At 39.1% G+C, this 23,776-nt stretch carries 23 protein-coding genes and 1 tRNA gene; 23 read left to right on the plus strand and 1 reads right to left on the minus strand.

The window, feature by feature from the left end:
* Positions 1–11: 11 nt before the first annotated feature.
* The 3 genes from BT142_RS16275 (at position 12) to BT142_RS16285 (ending at position 952) form a co-directional block, all read left to right on the plus strand.
* Positions 12–84: transfer RNA gene (locus BT142_RS16275), tRNA-Asn, on the plus strand.
* A 201-nt stretch (positions 85–285) separates the two neighbouring features.
* Positions 286–573, plus strand: coding sequence for a nucleotidyltransferase family protein (locus tag BT142_RS16280; protein ID WP_072419238.1), 288 nt, complete (start codon positions 286–288; stop codon positions 571–573).
* Positions 560–952, plus strand: a complete 393-nt coding sequence (locus BT142_RS16285; protein ID WP_072419239.1) for an HI0074 family nucleotidyltransferase substrate-binding subunit — start codon at positions 560–562, stop codon at positions 950–952. Before BT142_RS16280 ends, BT142_RS16285 begins: the two co-directional genes overlap by 14 nt.
* 50 nt (positions 953–1,002) lie before the next feature.
* Here the strand turns inward: BT142_RS16285 and BT142_RS16290 are convergent, their stop codons facing one another.
* A complete protein-coding gene (locus BT142_RS16290) occupies positions 1,003–2,622 on the minus strand; it encodes an SWIM zinc finger family protein (RefSeq protein ID WP_072419240.1) in 1,620 nt (539 codons plus the stop codon).
* 447 nt (positions 2,623–3,069) lie between these two features.
* Between BT142_RS16290 and BT142_RS16295 the strand changes: the two genes are divergently transcribed.
* The 20 genes from BT142_RS16295 (at position 3,070) to rfbC (ending at position 23,762) form a co-directional block, all read left to right on the plus strand.
* A complete protein-coding gene (locus BT142_RS16295) occupies positions 3,070–4,155 on the plus strand; it encodes a tyrosine-type recombinase/integrase (RefSeq protein WP_072419241.1) in 1,086 nt (361 codons plus the stop codon).
* A gap of 190 nt (positions 4,156–4,345) precedes the next feature.
* Complete coding sequence (locus BT142_RS16300) at positions 4,346–4,813, plus strand: hypothetical protein (protein ID WP_072419242.1); 468 nt, start codon at positions 4,346–4,348, stop codon at positions 4,811–4,813.
* A 259-nt stretch (positions 4,814–5,072) separates the two neighbouring features.
* Positions 5,073–6,131: a tyrosine-type recombinase/integrase gene (locus BT142_RS16305; RefSeq protein WP_242872019.1), complete on the plus strand. Its 1,059-nt coding sequence runs from the start codon at positions 5,073–5,075 to the stop codon at positions 6,129–6,131.
* A gap of 141 nt (positions 6,132–6,272) precedes the next feature.
* Positions 6,273–8,495: a Helicase associated domain protein gene (locus BT142_RS16310; RefSeq protein WP_072419244.1), complete on the plus strand. Its 2,223-nt coding sequence runs from the start codon at positions 6,273–6,275 to the stop codon at positions 8,493–8,495.
* Between the two features lie 133 nt (positions 8,496–8,628).
* Positions 8,629–8,841: a hypothetical protein gene (locus tag BT142_RS16315; RefSeq protein WP_242872020.1), complete on the plus strand. Its 213-nt coding sequence runs from the start codon at positions 8,629–8,631 to the stop codon at positions 8,839–8,841.
* A complete protein-coding gene (locus BT142_RS16320) occupies positions 8,841–9,329 on the plus strand; it encodes a PglD-related sugar-binding protein (protein WP_072419245.1) in 489 nt (162 codons plus the stop codon). The genes BT142_RS16315 and BT142_RS16320 overlap by 1 nt, the downstream gene beginning before the upstream one ends.
* A gap of 15 nt (positions 9,330–9,344) precedes the next feature.
* Complete coding sequence (locus tag BT142_RS16325) at positions 9,345–10,232, plus strand: sugar transferase (RefSeq protein WP_072419246.1); 888 nt, start codon at positions 9,345–9,347, stop codon at positions 10,230–10,232.
* Positions 10,233–11,111, plus strand: a complete 879-nt coding sequence (locus BT142_RS16330; protein ID WP_072419247.1) for an NAD-dependent epimerase/dehydratase family protein — start codon at positions 10,233–10,235, stop codon at positions 11,109–11,111.
* The gene (locus BT142_RS16335; protein WP_072419248.1) at positions 11,108–12,199 is read left to right on the plus strand and encodes a glycosyltransferase; all 1,092 of its coding nucleotides are present in this window, start codon (positions 11,108–11,110) and stop codon (positions 12,197–12,199) included. The genes BT142_RS16330 and BT142_RS16335 overlap by 4 nt, the downstream gene beginning before the upstream one ends.
* Before the next feature lie 10 nt (positions 12,200–12,209).
* Positions 12,210–13,313 carry a glycosyltransferase gene (locus tag BT142_RS16340; RefSeq protein ID WP_072419249.1) on the plus strand — a complete coding sequence of 368 codons (1,104 nt, stop codon included), beginning with the start codon at positions 12,210–12,212 and terminating at the stop codon, positions 13,311–13,313.
* A gap of 10 nt (positions 13,314–13,323) precedes the next feature.
* The gene (locus BT142_RS16345; protein ID WP_072419250.1) at positions 13,324–14,163 is read left to right on the plus strand and encodes a glycosyltransferase; all 840 of its coding nucleotides are present in this window, start codon (positions 13,324–13,326) and stop codon (positions 14,161–14,163) included.
* On the plus strand, positions 14,150–15,430 hold the full coding sequence (locus tag BT142_RS16350; RefSeq protein ID WP_139182276.1) for a hypothetical protein: 1,281 nt from the start codon (positions 14,150–14,152) through the stop codon (positions 15,428–15,430). The genes BT142_RS16345 and BT142_RS16350 overlap by 14 nt, the downstream gene beginning before the upstream one ends.
* Positions 15,399–16,460: a polysaccharide pyruvyl transferase family protein gene (locus BT142_RS16355; RefSeq protein ID WP_072419252.1), complete on the plus strand. Its 1,062-nt coding sequence runs from the start codon at positions 15,399–15,401 to the stop codon at positions 16,458–16,460. The genes BT142_RS16350 and BT142_RS16355 overlap by 32 nt, the downstream gene beginning before the upstream one ends.
* The gene (locus tag BT142_RS16360; RefSeq protein WP_072419253.1) at positions 16,457–17,689 is read left to right on the plus strand and encodes a glycosyltransferase family protein; all 1,233 of its coding nucleotides are present in this window, start codon (positions 16,457–16,459) and stop codon (positions 17,687–17,689) included. The genes BT142_RS16355 and BT142_RS16360 overlap by 4 nt, the downstream gene beginning before the upstream one ends.
* Positions 17,676–18,821 (plus strand): Coenzyme F420 hydrogenase/dehydrogenase, beta subunit C-terminal domain, encoded by a 1,146-nt coding sequence (locus tag BT142_RS16365; protein ID WP_072419254.1) that lies wholly within the window; start codon positions 17,676–17,678, stop codon positions 18,819–18,821. The genes BT142_RS16360 and BT142_RS16365 overlap by 14 nt, the downstream gene beginning before the upstream one ends.
* A 15-nt stretch (positions 18,822–18,836) precedes the next feature.
* The gene (locus BT142_RS16370; RefSeq protein ID WP_072419255.1) at positions 18,837–20,291 is read left to right on the plus strand and encodes a lipopolysaccharide biosynthesis protein; all 1,455 of its coding nucleotides are present in this window, start codon (positions 18,837–18,839) and stop codon (positions 20,289–20,291) included.
* 16 nt (positions 20,292–20,307) lie between these two features.
* Positions 20,308–21,195 carry a glucose-1-phosphate thymidylyltransferase RfbA gene (rfbA, locus tag BT142_RS16375; protein WP_072419256.1) on the plus strand — a complete coding sequence of 296 codons (888 nt, stop codon included), beginning with the start codon at positions 20,308–20,310 and terminating at the stop codon, positions 21,193–21,195.
* Between the two features lies 1 nt (position 21,196).
* Positions 21,197–22,261 (plus strand): dTDP-glucose 4,6-dehydratase, encoded by a 1,065-nt coding sequence (gene rfbB, locus BT142_RS16380; RefSeq protein ID WP_072419257.1) that lies wholly within the window; start codon positions 21,197–21,199, stop codon positions 22,259–22,261.
* A gap of 8 nt (positions 22,262–22,269) precedes the next feature.
* Positions 22,270–23,154, plus strand: coding sequence for a dTDP-4-dehydrorhamnose reductase (gene rfbD, locus BT142_RS16385; RefSeq protein ID WP_072419258.1), 885 nt, complete (start codon positions 22,270–22,272; stop codon positions 23,152–23,154).
* Positions 23,154–23,762 carry a dTDP-4-dehydrorhamnose 3,5-epimerase gene (gene rfbC, locus BT142_RS16390; protein WP_072419259.1) on the plus strand — a complete coding sequence of 203 codons (609 nt, stop codon included), beginning with the start codon at positions 23,154–23,156 and terminating at the stop codon, positions 23,760–23,762. The genes rfbD and rfbC overlap by 1 nt, the downstream gene beginning before the upstream one ends.
* The last annotated feature ends 14 nt before the right edge of the window (positions 23,763–23,776 follow it).

Genomic DNA, 23,776 nt, shown 5'->3' on the forward strand with positions numbered 1-23,776 from the left:
CTTTCATATATTCCTCCTTAGCTCAGTCGGTAGAGCATGCGGCTGTTAACCGCAGGGTCGTTGGTTCGAGTCCAACAGGGGGAGTTACAAAAAGCCCGCAAACACACGGTTTGCGGGCTTTTCACATATATGAATCTTCTCAAGATGAATATGAAACCGTTGTGATTTTCTACAATTTGATTGTCTGATATTTGTAGATTGTTACAAATCACTCGCTTGTCACTCAATTTCAGTTAACCGCAAATTCGAGTGTAATATTTTCATATTGCTTGGGGACGAAAAATAATGTATAATTTATCTGAAAGCATTATTAATGAAATCAGTGCCATCGCTTGTAGGTATGACGTTGAGAAAATCGTTCTTTTTGGATCACGGGCTAAGGGAACTAACTCAAAGACCAGCGACATCGACCTTGCTGTTTATGGGGGTAACGTTGCCATGTTTTCTCTGGACATAGAGGAAGAAGTCAGGACGCTGCTTATGTTTGACGTTGTCGATATGAACAGGGTAGTCTCTGCTGAGCTCAGGTCTGAAATAGAAAAATATGGGGTTGTCATCTATGAAAAAATATGAAAATTTTTGCAAGGCGCTTGGCAATCTGAAAATCGGCACACAGCTTGAACCGCCCTACACCATAGTTGAGCAGACGGGAATAGTCGGACTTTTCGAGATTTGCTTTGAACAGTCTTGGAAGCTGATGAAGGAATTGTTGGAGCTTCATGGCAGGCACGAGGCATCGAGCGGATCTCCGAGGCAGATAATAAAGATTGCTTTTCAGTCGGGAATGATAACCGATGAGGATGCTTGGCTTGAGCTTCTCGAGGTGCGGAATCTGCTTGCACATACTTATAGCGATGAGCAGACTCTCGATTCAATTAGAAAGATAAAGGCTGATTTCGTCTCGGTTTTTGAGAAACTGAAAAACGAGATAGATGATAATTGGCTTCTTTGAATGACAATATTTCAGCGCTGTACTTCCTGCTCGGAGGCACAGCGCTTTTTTCATATATTCACACTTTTAAGTTCCTGCATCATCGCAGGTCGATTTCTGTACCGAACACGCCAGTCTGCAATGATTTCTGCCACCACTTTTTTGCCGCCCTTGATCGTCAGCATATGCTTCAGTTCACCTGCCCAGTAAGCATAGGTAGTGCGTTTGGCAGTGGTTCTTGCTTCACGGTTCAGATGATCGGCATACAGCTTCAACATTCTATCGGGGTAGAGCTTGTTCAGCACATTTTCGTATTCTTTTGTGTATGACGTGGTGCCTTCCCTTTCAAGCTCTGCCATTAGTCTGTCGTACAGTTTTTCTTCGTTGTAAAGCTGCATGAGCGTATATGAAGTGTTTGCCTGAAATACTCTTTCCCGAACCGACTGCCATTCATCGGCAGGGTACAGCGTTTTCATTTCACAGAAATGATTGAGGATACAATGCCCGGTCACAAGCACCCACAAGTGCTCACGATATTTTTCCTCATTGCCAATATCTTTGTACAGCTCTTTGAGCTGACAGTGAAGCTCGCCTGCTGTCATGGGATTTGTAGTATAGTTTGCAAGAGAATCTTCAAGAATAGCTATAGCTTCTTCTTTTCTTTCCCGATTGAGATAGTAGTTCACAAGCACCTCACGAACAGAACGCTCGTCGTAATATTCTTTGCAGTATGCTAAATATTCGTTTTCGGTGAAATTCATTTGTTCCATCAGGTGGACGCGGCGGATTATCCAGTGCTTTTTGTGCCAATCATCGGATACGGATATTCTGTCGTCAACAAATTTCAGCTTGCAATCGAGGTATTCGGGTTCGTTGAAAGAATCAAAAATTATATTTTCGACATAGTCCTCCATGTAATCGATGACCCAGTCGCTGAGATGTGAGAGAAAGAAACTGAACATATCCCGTTTCTCATTCCCGTCGGCATATTCGAGTATATTCAGCCATGTATCAAGCATTTCACTGCCGAAGTAACTGAGTCCGCCGTCTGAATCGTCCATATCAACGTCAGAGACCTTTTTAAAAAGGCAGCAGCTTACCTCAAAAGCCGCTGTTGTGTAGCCCTTGTCGATAAGCCCGTTTATCTCGTTGTTAATAAAATCAACAGCGTCGTCAATAAAATCGTCGGCAGCGTAGTAATCAATAAATCCGTAGCGGTCGGTGTGCTTGTTGATAAGGCTGTTTATCCGCTGCTTGTATGAAGAAATATCAATATCATCCGAACTGCTGCTGACAGTAAGTGCAAAGCTGTCCAGCAGCTTTTTGTCTTTTTTCAGAGCGTTTATCAGAAACTCGCGGATGGTCTTTTCATCGGCATTGGAAACAAGCTCCTCGGCGTTTGTTTTGTGTTTTTTAGTCTGGTAGTTTGCTTTCGGCGCAGCTTCATAGGCATACATCACCGCAGCCATGTGCTTGCAATAATAGCCCTCGTCGGCATAAGGACAGGTGCAGTACATTTCGCCGACTTCATTATTGTCAAGCTCGATAGTGACCTCATATTCGTCGCTGCCGATCACGATTGCAGTTATCTCATCAGTGTCTGTCTCCATGTCCTCGACAAGTCCGCTTTCAAAATATTCTTTGCCGCGGTCGAGAATAACCTTCTCAAAATTGCGTTTCCATTCCATCATCACTCATTCTCCTGTTTACCGATGCACACGGTAGCTTATAATAGCGGAAAAGTTCGTCAAGCCAAGGACTGACGAACTTGTTGAAATATCTTAGTTTTTGAGACTAACTCGGAAGAAATGATTTTTCTAAAACCTTGCCTCGTCAGCCCGGCTGCCGGGCAGTTTGAGTTTATCCTGCCAAAAGAGATAGGTAAATCTGACGATAGATTTACCGTCGAAAAGGATATCGGAGAGATTACCAATCGAATATCAATTATGCAGCGATATACGGTTCTTTGGAAATGACGAAAATGGTCTCACATATACAAGCTTTCGCAAAGTCTGTGATTTTGAGAAATGCCGTCAGAGCACTATCTCAACACTTATATTATACACGATTTTGCGGTGTTTGTCAATGAAAAATGTGTGAAAAGCAAGATTTTACAGAGATTTTTTACGGAGGAATATATGAATAAGGGAACAACTTACAAACGAAAGGACGGGCGCTGGGAGTGCCGCATTCGTGTTGAAGATAAGAACGGGCATAAAAAATACCGCTCTTTCTACGGTAAAACGCAGGAAGAAGCGGAATACAAGATGATGGAGGAAACGGGCGGCAGGATAACCAGCGGTGAAAGTATAACGGTAATGACCGTCAGAGAGCTTGCGTGGGAATGGCTTTTTGTTATGAAAAACAGGATAAAGGACTCAACCGCTTCCAACTACCGCATGAAAATAGAACGCCATATACTGCCCGAATTTGGGGCTAAAGTATGCGCTTCGATCAAGACAAGGATGATCTCCGAGTTCATTCAGAAAAAGCTGAACCAGGGGCTTTCCGCAAGGTATGTGGGCGATATTATAACGGTGATGAAGGCGATGTATCGCTATGCAGCGAACGAATACAACATTACAAACGTTATCGAGGGTGTAGTGCTACCCAAGAAAGCGAAGCCCGAGATAAATATTATGACTGCCGAGGAAAAGCGAAAGCTCGTGTACTACATAAATACGAACCATAACGAAACGACTCTCGCCGTGGCGCTGTCGCTTTTTACGGGCATGAGAATAGGCGAGGTCTGCGCGCTTCGCTGGCAGGATATTGACATAGAAAAGCGTGTGCTTTACGTCAGACACACTATGCAGCGCATACAGAATTATGACGGCAGCAGCAAGACAAAAATCATCATAACAGAGCCTAAAAGCCAGTCATCCAAGCGTGAGATACCCATTCCCGAGTGCCTTGTGCCGATGCTTACGGAGTTAAAAAGAAAGCCCGACAGCTATGTGCTGACGGGAACGGGAACGCCTATTGAGCCGAGAACGCTGCAATACCGATTTAAGAGCATACTTAACAGGCTCGGGCTCGGCAGCTTCACCTACCATAGCCTTCGTCACAAAATGGCTTCAGAAGCCATAGAGATCGGATTTGACGTAAAAACACTTTCCGAGATACTCGGACACTCTTCATCTCAGATAACTCTTGATCGTTATGTGCATTCGTCTATGAGCCACAAAAAGTCCTGCATGGACCTCATGACGATGGGAGCTTAACGTAATTTGCCGTCAAGGAAAATACAAAAAGCCTGTAAAATCAGGCTTCTGAACAGTTTCGCCCTGAAATCACAGACTTTGCGAAAAGTCATAAACCCCACGTATTTATTATACTTTATCGACTTTCAAAAAGCAAGTTGACGGTAAAAATTTCGTCGGATTTCCTAAGCGGATTCTGAGGCGGTGCGGTATGAATATTTACACGGTGACGTTTTTCGGGCATAGGGAACTGCCGAATATGTTTGCGCTGGAGGAACCTTTGACCACGATCCTGCGGGAATTGATAAACTCAAAAGAGTACGTCGAATTTCTTGTAGGCAGGGACGGCGATTTCGATCAACTGGCGGCTTCAACTGTACGAAAGGCGATCGGTGACTACGCTTGCGGAAATGCGTTGCTGATACTTGTGCTGCCGTATGAACGGGCAGAGTACCGCGATAACCGTGAAAGCTACGAAGCCTATTATGATGAAATACAAATTTGCGAGGAATCCTCAAAGGCACACCCGAAAGCGGCTATCTTTGAGAGAAACAAGAGCATGATCGACAGAAGTGACCTTGTGATCTGTGCTGTTGAGCATAATAGCGGCGGAGCGTACAAGGCGGTGAATTATGCTGAGAAAAAAGGTAAGGATATCATAAATCTGCTTGCAAAATAAAAACGCCGAAATAGCGCTGATTCGGCTATCTCGGTTTGTCGCGAAATATGTTATATCGCGAATTGATGTAGTATAATAGGTGTTGCAAGAACAGCCTATTTAATGCTTTTTACAGTATATTATTATATCATTTATATTAATCATTGTCAAGCGAATAGTGATGATTTTGTGAATATGATAGAATTTACATGGGAATCGCGCCATAATTTGATAATTTTTTAGTTTGGAGGAAAACGAGATGGGTGTAGGAAGTACATATTTGCGCAGAGACGGTCGCTGGGAGTCACGGCTGTCGCTTGGGGTGTTTAACGGAAAACGTCGCTCAAAGTCATTTTACGGGAGTACGAAAGAAGAAGCGGAGAGCAAACTGATAGCGTCGGTCATGGCTTCGGTAGAGGTCAAATTAACGGAAATGACCGTCAAGGAACTGTGCGCCGAATGGCTGTCGGTCAGCAGTCACAGGGTCAAGGAGTCTACGCTGGCAAACTACCGTATGAAAATAGAAAAGCACATTATACCGCATTTTGGCGATACAATGTGCTGTGAGATCAGCTCTAAATCGGCGTATGGCTTCATGCAGGAAAAGCTGAACAGCGGTCTTTCTCCGCGCTATGTTGCCGACATCATGGTGCTGCTGAAAACGGTGTTCAAGTATGTTCAGAGGGAGTACAGTGTGTTAAATCCGTTCAATAATATCATTATGCCCAAAAGCACAAAACCAGAAGTAAAAATACTGACTGAGAGCGAGCAGAAAAAGCTGAAAGCATATTTGAAAAATCATAATAATCCGATAACGCTCGGGATCACGCTTGCGCTCGCTATGGGACTGCGCGTGGGCGAGGTCTGCGGTCTGATGTGGGAGGATATTGATTTCAGGAACCGCACGCTGACGGTCAGGCGAACCGTTCAGCGCATCTCGGTAAATGATGGAGAACACAAGACCAAGGTTATCATTTCATCGCCCAAAAGCCAGACTTCTGCCCGCGAGATTCCTATCCCTACGGGCGTTTTTTCTGTGCTCGAAAGTCTGAAAAGCGACAGCAGTCACTACATTGTGAGCGACAGCACCAAGCCTGCCGAGCCGCGAACGATGCAGTATCATTTTGCAAAGATCCTGAAAAACGTAGATCTGCCGTCAGTGAGATTCCACAGCCTGCGGCACGCGGCAGCATCGAATGCGATCGCAGCAGGGTTCGATGTCAAGACACTTTCGGAGATATTAGGACACAGCCGCATTGAGCTGACAATGAATCTTTATGTGCATTCCGACATGGACAGAAAACGCAAGCTGATGGACAAGCTGGGGTGGGCAGTTTAACGTCAGATGTCAGTCAAGAGTTGGTCGGTTAAAGTTCGGGAATGCTGATATTTCGGCATTTTCTGCGGGTTTGTTGTAAATTAACATATTTCGCGAGAATAATTCTCCACCCATTGACCCATAAACTGAGAAGGTGAGGCTATGATCCTGCATAAACACAACAGTGAAACTTATGCGAACATGGTGAGCCTTTTTCAGACGGAGCAGAGGGTCGCGGCGGTACAGCCGACGGGCACGGGCAAGAGTTATCTCATTATGCAGCTCATCGAGGATAATGCTGATAAACGCTTTGCGGTCTGCTCTCCATCGACTTACATATTTGAGCAGATGAAGTCGCTTGCTGACGAGAACAGGATTTCACTTGATAACACCGATTTTCTCACATATACCAAGCTGTCGCAGACCGAAGCGTTCTCTGAGTACAACTACATCGTACTGGACGAGTTTCACCGCTGCGGTGCTGATGAGTGGGGGCAGGGTGTACAGAGATTGCTTGACAGCAACCCGAACGCTAAGGTATTCGGAACGTCGGCAACTCCGATACGCTACCTAGACAGCGGGCGCAATATGGCGGACGAACTGTTTAACGGTGTCTATGCCGTGAACATGAGTCTTGCCGAAGCGATAAGGCGCAAAATACTACCGCTGCCTGTTTACGTTACTTCGTGGTATAGCTTTCGGGGTGACATAGAACAGCTTGAAATGAAAGCCGAGCAATCGGGCAATCCGAGACTGAAAAATGCTTTGCTGGGCAAGATCAGAAAAGCGAAGTCGATGATAGCGGAGCTTGATGTCGGCATCGAAAAAATATTCGAAAAGCATATCCGCAACAAGGCGGGCAAGTTCATTGTTTTCTGCCCGAACGTTGAGCAGCTTCGGCGAATGGTCAACGAGTGCGATTCGTGGTTTGAAAAGGTCAACCGCGATATACATAAATATACAGTCTACGCGCAGAACAGCGCATCAGACAAACAATTCGAGGATTTCAGGAATGACAAGAGTGACAGCGCTTTGAAGCTGTTGTTCTGCATTGATATGCTGAACGAAGGCGTTCACTTTGATGACGTGGACGGAGTTATAATGCTTCGCGCTACCCAATCAGCAAATGTTTTCTATCAGCAGCTTGGACGTGCGCTGGCTTGTTCCGATTCAAAGAAGAAGCCTGTGATCTTTGATATTGTAAACAACTATGAGACAGGCGATACAGCACAGCAGTACGCAGGTTTCATGGAAATAGCCCGAGGCGAGGGCGATTACGATGATGAGATCGAATTTGAGCTTTACGACTACGTTCGTGACATCAGAGAGATACTCAATGAGTTGAATGACACTTTCGCCAACAGTTGGGATTTCAACTTCGAGCTGCTCAAAGAGTACGCCGAGAAGTATCATGCTTTCCCGGACGGAAATACCTCTTATGAGGGAGTTCTGATCGGCAAATGGGCTAATCAGCAGCGAACTCTGAACAATCAGGGCAAGCTGTCAAAGAATCGTGTTGACAAGCTCAACAGCATTGATTTTCCTTGGGATGTCAATGAAGCAAGCTGGCAGACATTTTATGAAGAACTAAAGTCCACCGTAGAGTCGCTGGGGCATTTCCCGAAAAAATCGGAGTTCGGTTCAGACAAGACAAGCCTGTACAGATGGGTCACAACGCAAAAAAACAAGTACCGCAATGGTACGCTTGAGGAAGACAAAGCCCAAAAGCTTATTGCGATTGGTTGCGAGATCACTAAGGGTATGGCAGAGTATTGGCAGGAAAACTGTGATAGGCTCGGAGAATTCGTGAAGCAGCATGGACGTTTCCCGAATTATGCCGATGTAAAGTCAGACCCGGAATTAAAGGTTCTATACGTTTGGGCGAACTCTCAGCGTACCGCAAGGTATCGCGGGCAGCTGTCGGAAGAACGTATTGCGATGCTTGATTCGATTGGTTTTACCTGGGACAAACATGAAGAAGAGTGGTTGAACGCTTTCAATAGGCTTAGAAGCTATTTCAAAGAGTTTGGCAGCCTGCCGGGCATCAATGAGGTTGTTGATGGATACAAGCTGGGAAAATGGTATAAAAGTCAGGTCGTTTTGTATTTAGCCGGAAATATGCAGGCGCACCGCGTCGAGCGGTTTAAAGAGGCTGGCATACCGCTTGAAAATCTGCGTCAGAGACGCAAAAACGAAGTCTTTATGAAATACTACGACAGTTACATGGAGTACCTGCAAAAGTTCGGCAGACACCCAGCGAGTAAGGATCGCTATAATGACCTTGACCTTGTTAAGTGGCGCTGTACTCAGATGCAGAAGAAACGGCAGGGTAAGCTGACAGATGAGTTGGCTGAACTGCTGATGAATATTTGCAAAGATCTTTAAAGCTAACGTCAGGTATTCGTCAATGGTGACTGAAAAGTTGCTTATATAGTGCTTTTTGGGGGCTTTTGACAAATTTTATTACTTTGGGAAAATAATTGGTGAGATCATTATGACTTATAGGGTCGAGCAGTTTGTGGCGAAGATCGAGTCACCGGTTGTGGCGGTGATTGAAGATAAGCAGATGGAATTCGCTGATGGAAAGGCGTTAGCTGAAACTACGTTTTCTAAGCTGTTTTGCATTGAGTCATTGGCTGCGAGGGGCAGTAAGGTGTATGTGAATCTTGTTGAAAATGATCGCCTGAACGATACGAATTGGACGGGCGAAGAACAGGCGGACTTTTTCTGATGAATAATTTACTTATAATAGGCGCAGGACAATACGGCGCAATGCTGAAAGAGTCTGCTCGTGCGCTGAATATGTATGACAAGATAGATTTCCTCGACGACCACAGTGAAGAGGCAATCGGTACACTTGCGGACTGCGCAAAGTTCACCGACAGGTACCAGTGCGCAATTGTGGCGATAGGCGACGCCGATATCCGCCTTGCGGTCACGGACAAGCTGAAAGCCGCGGGGTACGAGATCGTGTCGTTCATCAGTCCGAAGGCTTATGTTAGCCCATCTGCAAAAATAGCCGAGGGTTGCGTCATTGAGCCAATGTCGGTGATAAGCACAGCGGTAAAGGTTGATCGGTGCTGTATCATTTCGAGCGGAGCTGTGGTCAATCACAATTCGGTTGTCGGCGAGGGGTGCCACATCGATTGCAACGCAACGGTTCGCTCGAATCAGACGGTACCGCCGAAAACAAAGGTCGATTACGGCAAGATTTTCTGAAAAGTGGGTGGAGAAATGTCCGATTTCAAAAAGAAACTGATAAAGACAGCTACATATTCGGGTGTTGCGCTTGGTGCGGCTTTCGTTATTATGCGAGCTATTGCAAAGAAACAGAAGCCGAAGTCCGAATACGCCGACCGCCCTGAGGAGCAGAACCCCATGAAGGGCAAAAAGGTCGTTTTCGTCGAGAATGAGAACGATCCCATGAATGCGGACGGCAAGCAGGGGCATCTTGAAGCCGTCGGTAAAAGCACCTACACGCCCACTTTTTACGATAGATACATCAAGCGCGGGTTCGACGTTATTCTTTCTTTCGGCGGAATGGTCGTACTTTCCCCGCTGTACGCTTTCGCAACGATAGCGATAAAACGCGACGACCCGGGTCCCGCACTGTTCAAGCAGAAGCGAGTTGCTCAGTCGAAGGGCTACTTCGAGCTTATGAAGTTCCGTTCCATGAAGCTGAACACGCCCAAAAACGTACCGACCCATATGCTCGACAACCCCGAGCAGTACCTGCTGAAAAGCGGCAAGCTGTTCCGAAAGCTCTCGATCGACGAGCTGCCCCAGCTGTGGAACATCTTCGTCGGCAACATGAGCGTGATAGGACCCCGTCCCGCGCTGTGGAATCAGGATTACCTCACCGCCGAGCGTGACAAGTACGGAGCAAATGATATAAAGCCCGGTCTTACAGGTCTTGCTCAGGCACACGGCAGAGACGAGCTTGAAATTCCCGACAAGGCAAAGCTGGACGGCGAGTATGCGACCGCACTCAAGAAGTCGAGCTGGTCGGGATTTATGATGGATGTTAAGGTGTTTGTCGATTCGGTCAAGGCTGTTCTCAAGAGCGATGGTGTTGTTGAGGGCGGAACCGGTGAGATGCACAAGCAGGAAAAGGTGTCGTAAATGAAGAAGATTCTCATAACGGGTGCAAACAGCTACATAGGCACTTCGTTTGAAAAATACATGGCGCAATTCGGCGATGAGTATCAGATCGATACTGTGGACATGATCGGTGATGCTTGGAAGAGTAAGGATTTCTCTGGGTATGATACTGTTTTTCATGTGGCGGGTATTGCACATTCCGATAACGGTAAAATCAGCAAGGAGAAGGAAAAGCTGTACTATGCTGTGAATACCGACCTTACTGTTGAAACTGCGAAGAAAGCTAAAGCCGAAGTTGTGAAACAGTTTATCTTCATGAGTAGTGCTATTGTTTACGGTAACAGTGCTCCAATCGGTAAAGGTAAGCGTATAACAAAGGATACTCCTGTCAGACCTGCAAATTGCTATGGTGACAGCAAAGTTCAGGCAGAGAACGGTTTAAGACCTCTAAATGATGACAACTTTAAAATCGTTATCCTGCGCCCACCGATGATCTACGGCAAGGGGAGTAAGGGCAACTACCCGCTGATGTCAAAAATGGCACAGAAACTGCCGATATTCCCTTATGTCAAAAACAGACGCTCGATGCTGTACATTGAGAATCTCTGTGAATTTATCAGACTGATGATCATAAACGGCGAGCAGGGCACTTTCTGGCCACAGAATAAGGAGTACAGCAATACTTCCGAAATGGTCAAGATGATTGGCGAGGCTCATGGAAAAAATGTGCATTTGATTCACGGATTTGAGTGGACATTGAAATTAGTGGGGCTGTTCACAGGGCTTGTAGATAAGGCATTTGGGAATCTTTATTATGATAAGTCTTTAAGTGTTTATCAGCAGGATTATAGAAAATATTCTCTATGTGAAAGTATAAAAGCTACGGAGGGAGAAAATTGAACATATGTATAGTTAACTGCTTTGACACATATGAGCATCGAGTAGACCTCCTTTTTGATACATTTAAAGCACAGGGACATAAAGTTATTGTGCTTTCATCGGATTTCAGACATATTGATAAAGTCAAAAGAACCGAAAAAAAGAGCGGCTATAAATTCTTTGCTGCTATACCATATACTAAGAATTTATCAGTAACGCGAATGAGATCACATAATTGTTTTTCTAAAGATGTTTCAAGATATATTGAACGACATATAAATAAGATTGATTTGATATGGGCTTTGATACCACCTAATTCATTGGTTAAAGACATTTCAAAAATAAAGAATGCACATCCGAGAGTTAAGCTGATTTATGATTTGATTGATCTTTGGCCGGAAACAATGCCTGTGGGTAACGTGAAAGCTATATTCCCATTTACATACTGGAAAAATTTACGAGATAGGCATTTAAGATCAGCAGATTGTATTGTTACAGAATGCAACTTGTATAGGAAAAAACTTAAAAACGTGTTGAGCGGAATGAAAGTTGAGACCTTATACCTTGCTAGACCTTTTATAGAGTATACACCTCATTTGCATTTGCCGGAGGACAAAATTGCTTTATGTTATTTAGGGTCGATTAATAACATTATTGATATCGATACGATAGTGAAGATTGTTAAACAGATTCAGATGCATAAGCCTGTTTCACTGCATATTATCGGAGACGGAGAAAACAGAGAAAAGCTGATCTCAGGTGTTAAAGCAGCAGGTGCGGAAGTAATCTATCATGGAAAAGTGTATGATCGAACTGAAAAACAGCAGATTCTTGATGGATGTCATTATGGTCTAAATATTATGAAAGACACTGTATGTGTTGGTCTTACGATGAAAAGTATGGATTATTTTGAAATGGGTCTCCCTATCATAAATAATATCCATGGTGATACATGGGATTTTGTAAATAAGTATAATGTTGGAATAAATTACAAAGTCGGTAAGGATTTAGATCTCAATTCAATTGGAAGAGAAACAGTAACTATGTTCTTCAAAGGAATGTTGACTACAGAAAGCTTTGAGAGAAAAGTTAAAGGAATCATAGAATAGGTGATATAAATTGAAAAAAAAGACTCTGGTAATTTCTGGCATCAATCTATATAGTGGAGGAACGCTATCGATATATAAAGATTTTCTTTCTTCTATTATTGAGAATCATTATTGTGATTTATATGATGTTATAGCGTTTGTATATAAAAAGGAATTATTTGAGGAATATAAAAAGTATATTAAGTTGGTTGAATTACCACTTTCGAGAAAAAACTACATATTTAGGCTATATTATGAATACATATACTTTTATTTTTATTCGAAAAATAAAAGCATAGATGTTTGGTTTTCGATTCATGATATGACACCAAACGTTATAGCAAAAAAAAGATATGTTTATTGTCATAATCCAACTCCTTTCCTAAAGAAATCGAAAATCATAAAAAAGATGAACAGTACAGTATACTATATGTCTTTATTCTATAAATATATATACAAGATTAATATAAAAAAGAATACTAATGTTATTGTTCAGCAAGAGTGGATAAGAAAAGAATTTCAGAAAATGTATAATCTGAATAACATAATTGTTGCTCAGCCGAATTTTAACGTAGAACAAATACAAATGAATGATCTTCTACTAAAAGATAAAAAAATATTTATCTATTCTGCATTTCCAAGACCATTTAAAAATTTTGAGATAATAGGAAAAGCTTGTAAAGCTCTGCAAAAATATAATGATAAATTTGAAGTATGGCTGACAATAGATGGTACAGAGAATAAATACTCAAAATACATTAGAGATAGTTTTAAAGACGTAAAAAGCATTAAATGGCTTGGATTAATTGAGCGAGAAATGATGATGAGAAAGTATTATGAATCTGATTATCTCATATTTCCCTCAGTTTTGGAAACATGGGGGTTGCCGATTTCAGAGTATAAATCAACAGGAAAACCGATACTTTTAGCTGAGTTGCCATATGCACATGAAACAGTGGGCGATTACGATAAAACTGTGTTTTTTGACCCGTATGATTATAGGAATCTAGCAAAAAAAATGTTATATATAATCAATGATAATGAAAAGAGGATAATTCGGAAACATCATCCAATTGTTATTCCCGAGCCATATACAAAGTCGTGGAATGAATTATTATCGATGATATTGAATTAAGGTGTACATGATGAAAAAAAATAAGCGGAAAAGTGCAGCAGTTATAGTACTGTATAATCCATGTGATGAGGTAATAGGAAATATAAAACGATATAATGAATTATATGATTTCGTTATATGTGTAGATAATTCATCGTATGATAATAGTTGTATTTTTTCGTGTGAAAATATAAAATATTATCCATTAATGAAAAACCACGGAATAGCGTTTGCATTAAATTTCGGATGTAAAAAGGCTATATCAAAAGGTGCTAAGATAATTACTACATTTGATCAAGACACGGTTCCCACAGAAGAAGCAGTGAAATCACTTATTCATTGTATAGATAATACAAATGAGCTGTTAATATCTTCTCCGCGTATTAAAATCATATATCGGGATAGTCATACAAATAATCGGATCTTTTCCAATGAAATCGTTAAGAGCGATAAAAAACCTATATGGGTTATTACGTCTGGTAGTACCTTTTCAAAAGAAACATATCTCAAGATTGGCGGCTTTGATAATAAATTGTTTATAAGCCAAGTAGATCAGGATTTTTGTTATAGATTATATAAACATTTTGGATACATAAAACTGATTGATGATGCCTATATTTATCAAGAACCAGGTCAAACTAAAAAAAAGAATTTATGGATAAAAGAAATTCATATCCCAAATCTTACAGCTTTTAGATATTATTATATTTTCAGAAATGAAAGATATTTAAGAAAAAAGTGGGGAAAACCATATAAAAGATATAGGGTGAATTTAGTAAAATATTTGATTAGCATAGTTTTCTTTGAAAATAATAAATTTAATAAACTGTATAATTGTTTAAGAGGATTTTACAAAGGTGGAAGAATGTAACAATATTCATCCGTTTGATAATATGGAAAAACATAGTGAAAATGTGAAAATGAAGAAACTATATGATTCAAAGAGTCGATTATATATTTGGATTGTTTTTCTAACCCCTTTCCTTTCTGTTTATGGATTAAAGTCATTGGGGTTAGATTTTGGAACATTATCTCTAATTATCGCTTTTATGGTTATGTGTATAAAGAAAAAACTAGCAATTAATTTTCCAAAATTTGATTTATGGGGAGTATATATTGTATATTTGCTTTTAGGTATTGTATTATATGAAATTAATATTATTCCTTCTTTTGTCAGTTCGACAAGTATTATTACAAGAGCTGGAAAGTACATATTATTGATTTTAATATTACTATTTTCTATTAAAAATGATTTCTTTGAATATGAATATGTGATATCTGTCTATATTAAGTTATCGTTATTAGCGTGTATGTTTATCTTAGTTCAAACTATTGCATTCTATTTATTTGGACGAATAATACATGGTTATCTTCCTTTTTTTCTTTATGCAGAAACTTACGAATCACAATTAACAGTTGGAATTGGAACACTTTATAGACCAACTTCATTTTTTTATGAACCATCACATTTTTCACAGTATTGTGGAATGGCATTGCCAATTATATTATTTAAATACGGTGAAACAGATAAACGCAAGTATTGGTATGCTATTATTGTGACTTTAAGTATAATAGCATCAACTTCAGGAATGGGTATATTTTTAGCTGGTTTGGTATGGATTATATGGATGATGACTGAGTCAAACATTATTAACCGTACTTTGAATGTAAAAAAAATCATTTTGGCAACGATTATTATATCAGTTTCATATCTTTTTGTTGTATCTGATTATGGTAATAAAGTCACTTCTAGACTCATAGGCAAAAATACAGGTCTGTCAGCATTTGATGCTAGAACAGGCTCTTTTGAAGATATAGTCCAAATGGATTTTTGGTCTTTATTATTTGGAAATTGTTATGGAAACGTAATAGAGAATAAGTATATGACAAGTTGGATATTTAATATATGGTGTTTGGGGATAGTTGGTTCCTTAATAATCTTATTTTTATATTTTTTTTGTTTTAAAGATGCATATAGAAAAGAGATTAAAATAATAGTTCTAATAAACATTATTAGTTCGTTTTTGGGAACAACGTTTATGGGAGTATATTTTTTAATATACTTTTTTGTAATACTATCTGGGAATAAAAAGGTGAATGAAAAATATGAGAAAAGTTTATATCATAACTATTCATGATGTTGGCAATAATGTTGGTTCAGCAATTCAAAGTACATCTTTATATCAATACATTAAAGGGCTGGGATATGACGTTAAAATAATAGATTATAAGCCAAATGATAGAAAACTTCTTTTTATGATATATGATTATATAAAAGATATAATATTCATAAAATCAGTTTGCGAAAGAAGTAAATCATACAAATCATTTTTTTATAATTACTCGGTTATGACTAAAAAGTATAGTAATATAATTCAGCTAAAGAATGACTTTTACGATAGTAATGATGTTTTTATAACTGGAAGTGATCAGTTATGGAATGTAACAATGCCTAGAGGCAGGGATTTAGCATATTTTCTTAAGTTTACAAAATCAAGTCATAAGTTTTCTTATGCTGCAAGTTTGGGAACTGTGTTAAGTGACCAACAGATAAAAAGAATCATTAAACTCGCTTCTGATTATAAATTCATTTCAGTAAGAGAAACAAAAAGTAGAGAACAACTTTTTCATGCTGGAAGAAATGATGTTGCTTTTTGCATTGATCCAGTGTTTTTGTATGACAGAAACTATTATTTGGGAATTGAAAAGAAACCCTCTGTTAATATCTGTTCTTCATATATTTTAGTATATGCTGTTGGAAAAAATGAAATCCCAAATGATGCAATTAGAAAAATAGCTAACGGAAGAAAGATAATTGCAGTAGGAGGATTAAGAAAAAAGGTTGAATGTGATATATTTATGAGAAATATAGGACCTCAGGAATTTCTCTATTTGTTGAGTCATTCAGATGGTGTAGTTGTTACCTCATTTCACGGAATGGCATTGTCAATCATCTATCATAAAGAATTTCGAATTTATTTGCCTACAGCAAATTCACTAAGATTAACTAATATTTTAGACCTTATTGATCTTTCACAACTTGTAGATAAAGATGAAGCAATTGACAATCATTTAATTGATTATGATCAGGTTGATAAGAAATTATCTCCACATATTAATATGTCAAAAAAACACCTCGAAAAATGGTTAAAGGAAATGCAAATATGAAGAAAATTGTATTTTTGATGGGTGGATACTATCCAGTATATGGTGCCGGTGGAGTATGTTTAGGTAATATAATCGAAGAGTTAGATTCTGAATATGAGATAATTGTTATAGCTATTGATTATAAAAACGAATTACCACAAAAATGTGAATATAAAAATCATAAAATAATAAGAATTCAATCAAAATGGCATAAAAAGGAATGTAAAATACAATCTGTAGAAAAGCAAAGAAATCTATTAAAGTATTTATTCATTTTTGAAAAAACAATGTCTTTTTTATTGTCGAGAACAATAATAGATAAGGATTTAATCAATTGTTACTTAAAGGCATTAAACGAAATAACTGATATTGACGTTATTATTCCAACATGTGCCCCTTTTGAAAGTATTTTAGCATCAGTTGAGTATAAGAATTATAATGATGATGTAAGAATAATGCCTTTTTTATTTGATCAATTTGCCAGTTCAGTGGGGTTATATAGAAATAAAATCTTTTATTACTTATGCAAAAGTAATCACATTCAGCTTGAAGAGAAGATGTTGAAATATTCCAATAGAGTCTTTTTTACCGAATCGTGGGAAGACCATCTTAATACATATTTTTCTTCATATAATGCGATGTTTACGAAAATTGAACATCCGATTTTAAAACCACCAAAAGATAATGACAAAGGAATTATAAAGAATAATTTTATATACATTGGCTCACTTTCATATTATAACAGAAATCCTCTACCTTTTTTGAATTTAATAATGTCAAACATATCTGAGTTCGAAAATTATAGTTTCGATTTCGCTGGCAGAGGTGATGTGTTTGATAAAATAATGCTATTTAATGAAAAATGTAAGAATATAGCCTGCTATGGAGTTGTATCTAAAAAGCTTGCTAATGAAATGATTAATGAGTCAAAATACCTATTATCATTCGGTAATAAAGACATTACTCAGACACCAAGTAAAATATTCGAATTAATTGCAACTGGTAAACCTATTATTCATTGGTGTACTAGCAGTAAAGATCCGGTAATTAGTATTCTATCCAAGTATCCAAACCATCTTATTTTATTTGAAAAAGATAAACCCAATATTCAATTAAAAAAACTCAAGGCTTTTTTAGATATGGAATATATAGTATTAAAATTTGAAAAAATAAAGAATGACTATGAAACGGCATTGCCAGAATATACAGCAAAGTTATTAAAGAGGGAAATAGAATATGGAAATCTGTAGGAAGGATAAATGCGTTGGATGCGGAGTCTGTGAGTTCATTTGTAATTCTTCGGCTATTACTATGAATAAAGATCCTTTGACAGGTTTTGTTTATCCAATTGTAGATGAATCTAAATGCAAAAAATGTAATAAGTGTGTATCAAAATGCCCGATCAATAATGTAGAATCAATGGTATCAAATAATATATTAGATTGTTATGCAGTTGTCAGTAAAGATTCTAATATTAGACAAACTAGCACATCGGGTGGCTTAGCGTATTGTTTACAAGAGAAAACTATTCTTTCTGGGGGAGTTGTTTTCTCAGTAGTTAGTAATTATCCAAATGAGATTGCAGTATTTCAAAGGATTGATAGATTAGAGAAGATAAATAATACACAGGGCTCAAAATATGTTCAAGCAAATGTTAGAATTATCTATGATCAAATAATTCATGAACTAAGAAAACAAAAAAAAGTTCTGGTCATTGGTACTCCTTGTCAAATCTCAGCGATAAAGACTATTACTAAAGGCATAAATACGAATTTAACTACAGTTGAACTTGTTTGCCATGGAGTTTCCTCCTCAAAAATATTAATGGATTACATATCAGAAATAAAAATAAAAAACGATGTTCATGATATAAAATTTCGAGACTACAATAGAACTTGTTTGGCTCTTTTGGGAAGTGATCAAAATCTTCTATATAAAAAATATGTTCACGATGATTTATTTACTCTAGCATATTTAAAATCTATTATACTGCGCCAAAGCTGTTATCACTGTAAATTTGGAAAATATAACAGATATGTTGCAGATCTTACTATTGGAGATTTTTGGGGATTAGGTGAAGATAGCATATTTCGAGATTCGTATAAAAAGGGAGTATCACTACTTTTAATACATTCTGAAAGGGGATTACAACTTATTGAATCATTAGATAATATTTGTATGGAAAAAAGAGCGATAAATGAGGCAATACAAGGAAATAGAACATTTAATGATGATTACTTAAAACCACCTTATCAACGAAATAATTTTATAAAATACTATTCTTTATCGCACAATGTACATCGTGCGATTCAAAAGAGTATTTTCCTTTCAATTTTATATTTTAGATTAAGAGGAATAATAAAGAGAATCATAAGAAAATAGGAATGAGAATAATTAATGAAAGTTCAATTAATCAAACAGTATTATAATAAGCTATCTCCTTCTATCAAAGCTTCATTTTGGTTTACTGTATGTAGTATTGTACAAAGAGGAATTGCTCTTATAACAGTGCCAATTTTCACAAGAATACTGTCGAAAGAAGAATATGGAGAGTTTTCTTTATATCAATCATGGTATCAAGTAATCTTGATTATTTCTACACTCAATCTTGCTGCAGATGTATTGAATAATGTTTTTACAAAGTACTCGAAAAGTGAAAGATACAAGATTATTTCTTCATTTCAATCGTTAGCAACACTAATTGTCATGTGTTGTATTATTTTAGTTAATACTTTTTATTCATCTATTCATCATGTGGTTAAACTGCCTCTTTTTGTAATTAATTTATTGCTTGTCCAATGCTTGATGTATTCAGCATTGAAGTTTTGGACTATGGAACAAAGATATGACTATAAATACATTAAACTTGTTATCGTAACTATTGTTATCGCTATATTAAATCCATTACTCGGACTTTTACTTGTACATTCGTATTCAGAAAAAGGATTAGCTAGAATTATTTCTGTTTGTGTTATAGATATTTGTTTTGGCGTATTTTTCTATTTATATAATCTTAAAAAGGGAAGGTTAATCTATAATCGTGAATATTGGAGATATGGAATATCGTTTAATCTACCGCTTTTACCCAATTATTTATCCGGAATTATTCTAGGATTAGCGGATAGAATTATGATTGGATATTATTGCAGTAATTCTGATGTTGCAATATATTCAGTTGCTTATGCTATTTCTATTGTTATGAATATTGTTACTACCAGTATAAATGCTTCTTTGATTCCATGGATATATAAAAGTTGTAAAAATAAGAATTATAAAGCTATCAAAGATGTATCAACAAAAATCATTTTAATAGTTGCTTTAATATCATTAATTCCTTCGATTTTTGCACCAGAGATAATATATATAATGGGTTCTTCTCAATATATGTCAGCTATTTGGGTTGTACCTTCTATTTCATCAAGTGTCTATATAATGTTTGTTGCATCGTTGTATATTTCTATACAATTATTCTTTGAATCAAAAATCACAGTTACAATAACTTCAGTTACTGCAGCTGTTGCTAATCTCGTATTGAATTATTTCCTTATCCCAAAATATGGTTTTATAGTAGCAGGATATACGACTTTAGTAAGCTATATTATCTATCTTGTATTACACTATGTGTTTAATCAAATTATTTGTAAAAAAGAGGATGTTAATAACCCATTTGATAATAGGATTATTATTATTTCAACTCTTATTTTTCTTGTAGTATTAGGAATTCTAACATTTGGGTATATGTATAGTATTCTTAGATATTCAATAATAGTTTTCACAGTTATTATATTATTTATTGGTCGAAATAAGATTCTAAAAGAAATTAAAAGCTTTATTTCATTGAAAAAGAAATAGTAAAGGGGTGTTTTTATTGAAAGGTATTATATTAGCAGGGGGAGCTGGTACCCGGCTCTATCCGTTAACAATGGTAACTAGCAAACAGTTATTACCCGTATATGACAAACCCATGATCTACTACCCTCTAAGCACGCTTATGCTTACAGATATAAAGGATATACTCATAATCAGCACTCCAGATGACACTCCTCGTTTTGAGAATCTTCTCGGTGATGGCTCGCAGTTTGGCATAAGTTTGCAGTACAAAGTTCAGCCATCTCCCGACGGTCTTGCTCAGGCGTTTATTCTTGGCGAAGAGTTCATAGGTGACGATGCTTGCGCTATGGTGTTGGGCGACAACATATTTTATGGAAACGGCTTTGGAACTATTCTCCGTGCAGCAAAGAAGAATGCTGAGGAGAATGAGCGTGCAACTGTATTTGGCTACTATGTAAAAGACCCCGAGCGTTTTGGTGTTGTTGCCTTTGACGAGAACGGACAAGCTACCTCAATTGAGGAGAAACCTGCGCAGCCTAAATCCAACTATGCGGTGACTGGTCTGTATTTCTACCCGAAGGGCGTGTCTGGGCGAGCAAATCAGGTCAAGCCCTCCGCACGTGGCGAGCTTGAAATAACCACGCTCAATGAGATGTACCTCGACAACAGTCTGCTTGATGTTCAGCTGCTTGGGCGTGGTTTTGCTTGGCTGGACACCGGAACAATGGACAGCCTTGTTGAAGCTGCCGATTTCGTGCAGATGATCTCACAGAGACAGGGAATTACCATTTCCGCACCCGAGGAGATTGCATACATAAACAAGTGGATAGACAAGGACAAGCTAATGGAGTCCGCAGAGAGATACGGCAAGTCGCCCTATGGCGCACATCTTAAAGCCGTAGCAGAGGGAAAGGTTAGGTACTAATATGAAGAAATATTTGATCACCGGTTGTGCTGGATTCATTGGCTCGAACTTTGTTTACTATATGCTGAAAAAGTATGACGACATACTGCTCGTCAACCTCGACAAGCTGACCTACGCAGGCAATCTTGAGAACCTCAAAGGTGTCGAAGGTGACAAGCGTCATGTGTTTGTGCAGGGCGACATCTGCGATAAGGAACTCGTGACCAAGCTGTTTGCGGAGTATGATTTCGATTATGTTATCAACTTCGCTGCTGAATCTCACGTTGATCGCTCTATCGCCAATCCCGAGATATTCGTTCAGACGAATGTAATGGGTACGGTAAATCTGCTCCAGCGTGCTAAGGAAGCATGGTACGATGCAGAGAAGAAGACCTGGAAAGAAGGCAAGAAATATCTTCAGGTTTCAACTGATGAGGTTTACGGTGCGTTGGGTGCCGAGGGATACTTCATGGAGACTACCCCCATTAACCCGCATAGCCCCTACAGTTCTTCTAAGGCAAGTGCAGACCATTTTGTAATGGCTTTCCACGATACATATGGCATGCCGATAAACATTACTCGTTGCTCGAATAACTACGGACCCTATCAGTTCCCTGAGAAGCTGATACCGCTGATGATAAACAACGTCAAGCAGCACAAGCAGCTGCCCGTTTACGGTGACGGTATGCAAATTCGTGACTGGCTGTATGTTGAGGATCACTGCAAGGCGATAGATATGGTTGCAAACGGTGGCAAAATCGGTGAGGTCTACAATGTCGGCGGTCACAATGAAAAGCCTAACATCTTTATTGTAAAGACTATCATTTCTCAGTTACATGATAGACTGAAGGACGAGGGCATTTCCGAAGACCTCATCAAGCACGTTGAGGACAGACTTGGTCACGACAGACGTTATGGTATTGATCCCACTAAGATCAAAAATGACCTTGGCTGGTATCCCGAAACTCCTTTTGAGAAGGGAATAGTCCTCACTATTGACTGGTACCTCCAGAACGAGGAATGGATGAACAATGTTACTTCCGGCAACTATCAAAAGTACTACGAAGAAATGTACAAGAACAGGTAAGTGAGCGTATGAAGGTATTTGTAACAGGAGTAGGCGGACAGCTTGGCTATGATGTTGTCAACGAGCTGAAAAAGCGTGGACATACTGCGATAGGCAGTGACATCATCGACAGCAATTCTGCTGATTACATAAAGCTCGATATTATCGATAAAGAGGCTGTAACCAAAGCGATAACCGACGTCAAGCCCGATGCGGTCATTCATTGTGCTGCATGGACAGCCGTTGATGCTGCAGAGGACGAGGAAAATCAGCCCAAGGTATTTGCCATAAATGCAGACGGAACGCGCAACATTGCAGAAGCCTGCAATGTTGTTGACGCAAAGATGATCTATATCAGCACAGACTATGTTTTTGACGGCCAGGGAGAGCGTCCCTGGCAGCCTGATGATAAGAACTACGCACCGCTTTGTGTTTATGGAAAGTCAAAGCTAGAAGGCGAGCTTGCTGTAGTTGAAACTCTTGAAAAGTATTATATAGTGCGTATAGCGTGGGTGTTTGGCGTAAACGGCAAGAATTTCATCAAGACTATGCTGAATGTCGGAAAGAAGTATCCCGAAGTGAAAGTTGTCAACGATCAGATTGGCACTCCGACATACACCTATGATCTCGCAAGATTGCTCGTTGATATGGCTGAAACAGATAAGTACGGTTACTATCATGCTACCAACGAGGGCGGATACATAAGTTGGTACGACTTCACTTGTGAAATATTCAAGCAGGCAGGTTATGACACAAAAGTAACTCCCGTTACTACTGCCGAATACGGTCTAAGCAAGGCTTCAAGACCGTTTAACAGCAGACTTGATAAGAGCAAATTAAAGACTAACGGATTTGAGCCTCTACCGACATGGCAAGAAGCGCTCAGCCGTTACTTAAAGGAGATAGAGTTCTGATGGGACAGATAACAGTTGAAAAGAACGTTGGTGGCATCGAGGGGCTGTGTGTGATAACTCCCGCAGTTCACGGTGACAGCCGCGGATATTTCATGGAGACTTATAGCCAGCGTGATATGGAAGAAGCTGGACTGAACATTACATTTGTGCAGGACAATCAGAGCGGTTCAACGAAGGGTGTTCTGAGAGGTCTTCACTTTCAGAAGCAGTATCCGCAGACCAAGCTCGTTCGTGTCATCAATGGCAGAGTTTTTGATGTAGCAGTAGACCTTCGTAGTGGTAGCGATACATACGGAAAATGGTTCGGCGTGGAACTGACTAATGAGAACAAAAAGCAGTTTCTTATTCCTAAGGGCTTTGCGCACGGATTCCTTGTGCTTTCTGATATAGCCGAGTTTTGCTACAAGTGCGATGATTTCTATCATCCTAATGATGAAGGAGGTTTGGCTTGGAATGATCCTGAGATTGGGATTATTTGGCCAAGTGTTGTTGGAGAGTATAAGGGTTCTGCTGATCCTGAGGGTTATACACTTAAAGATGGAACAGCATTAAACTTTTCTGATAAAGACAAGATGTGGAATGGAATCAAAAATTCATTTTCATTCTAAGGATAGCGAGGGAA

This window comes from Ruminococcus sp. YE71 (assembly GCF_900119155.1).
Classification (GTDB): domain Bacteria; phylum Bacillota; class Clostridia; order Oscillospirales; family Ruminococcaceae; genus YE71.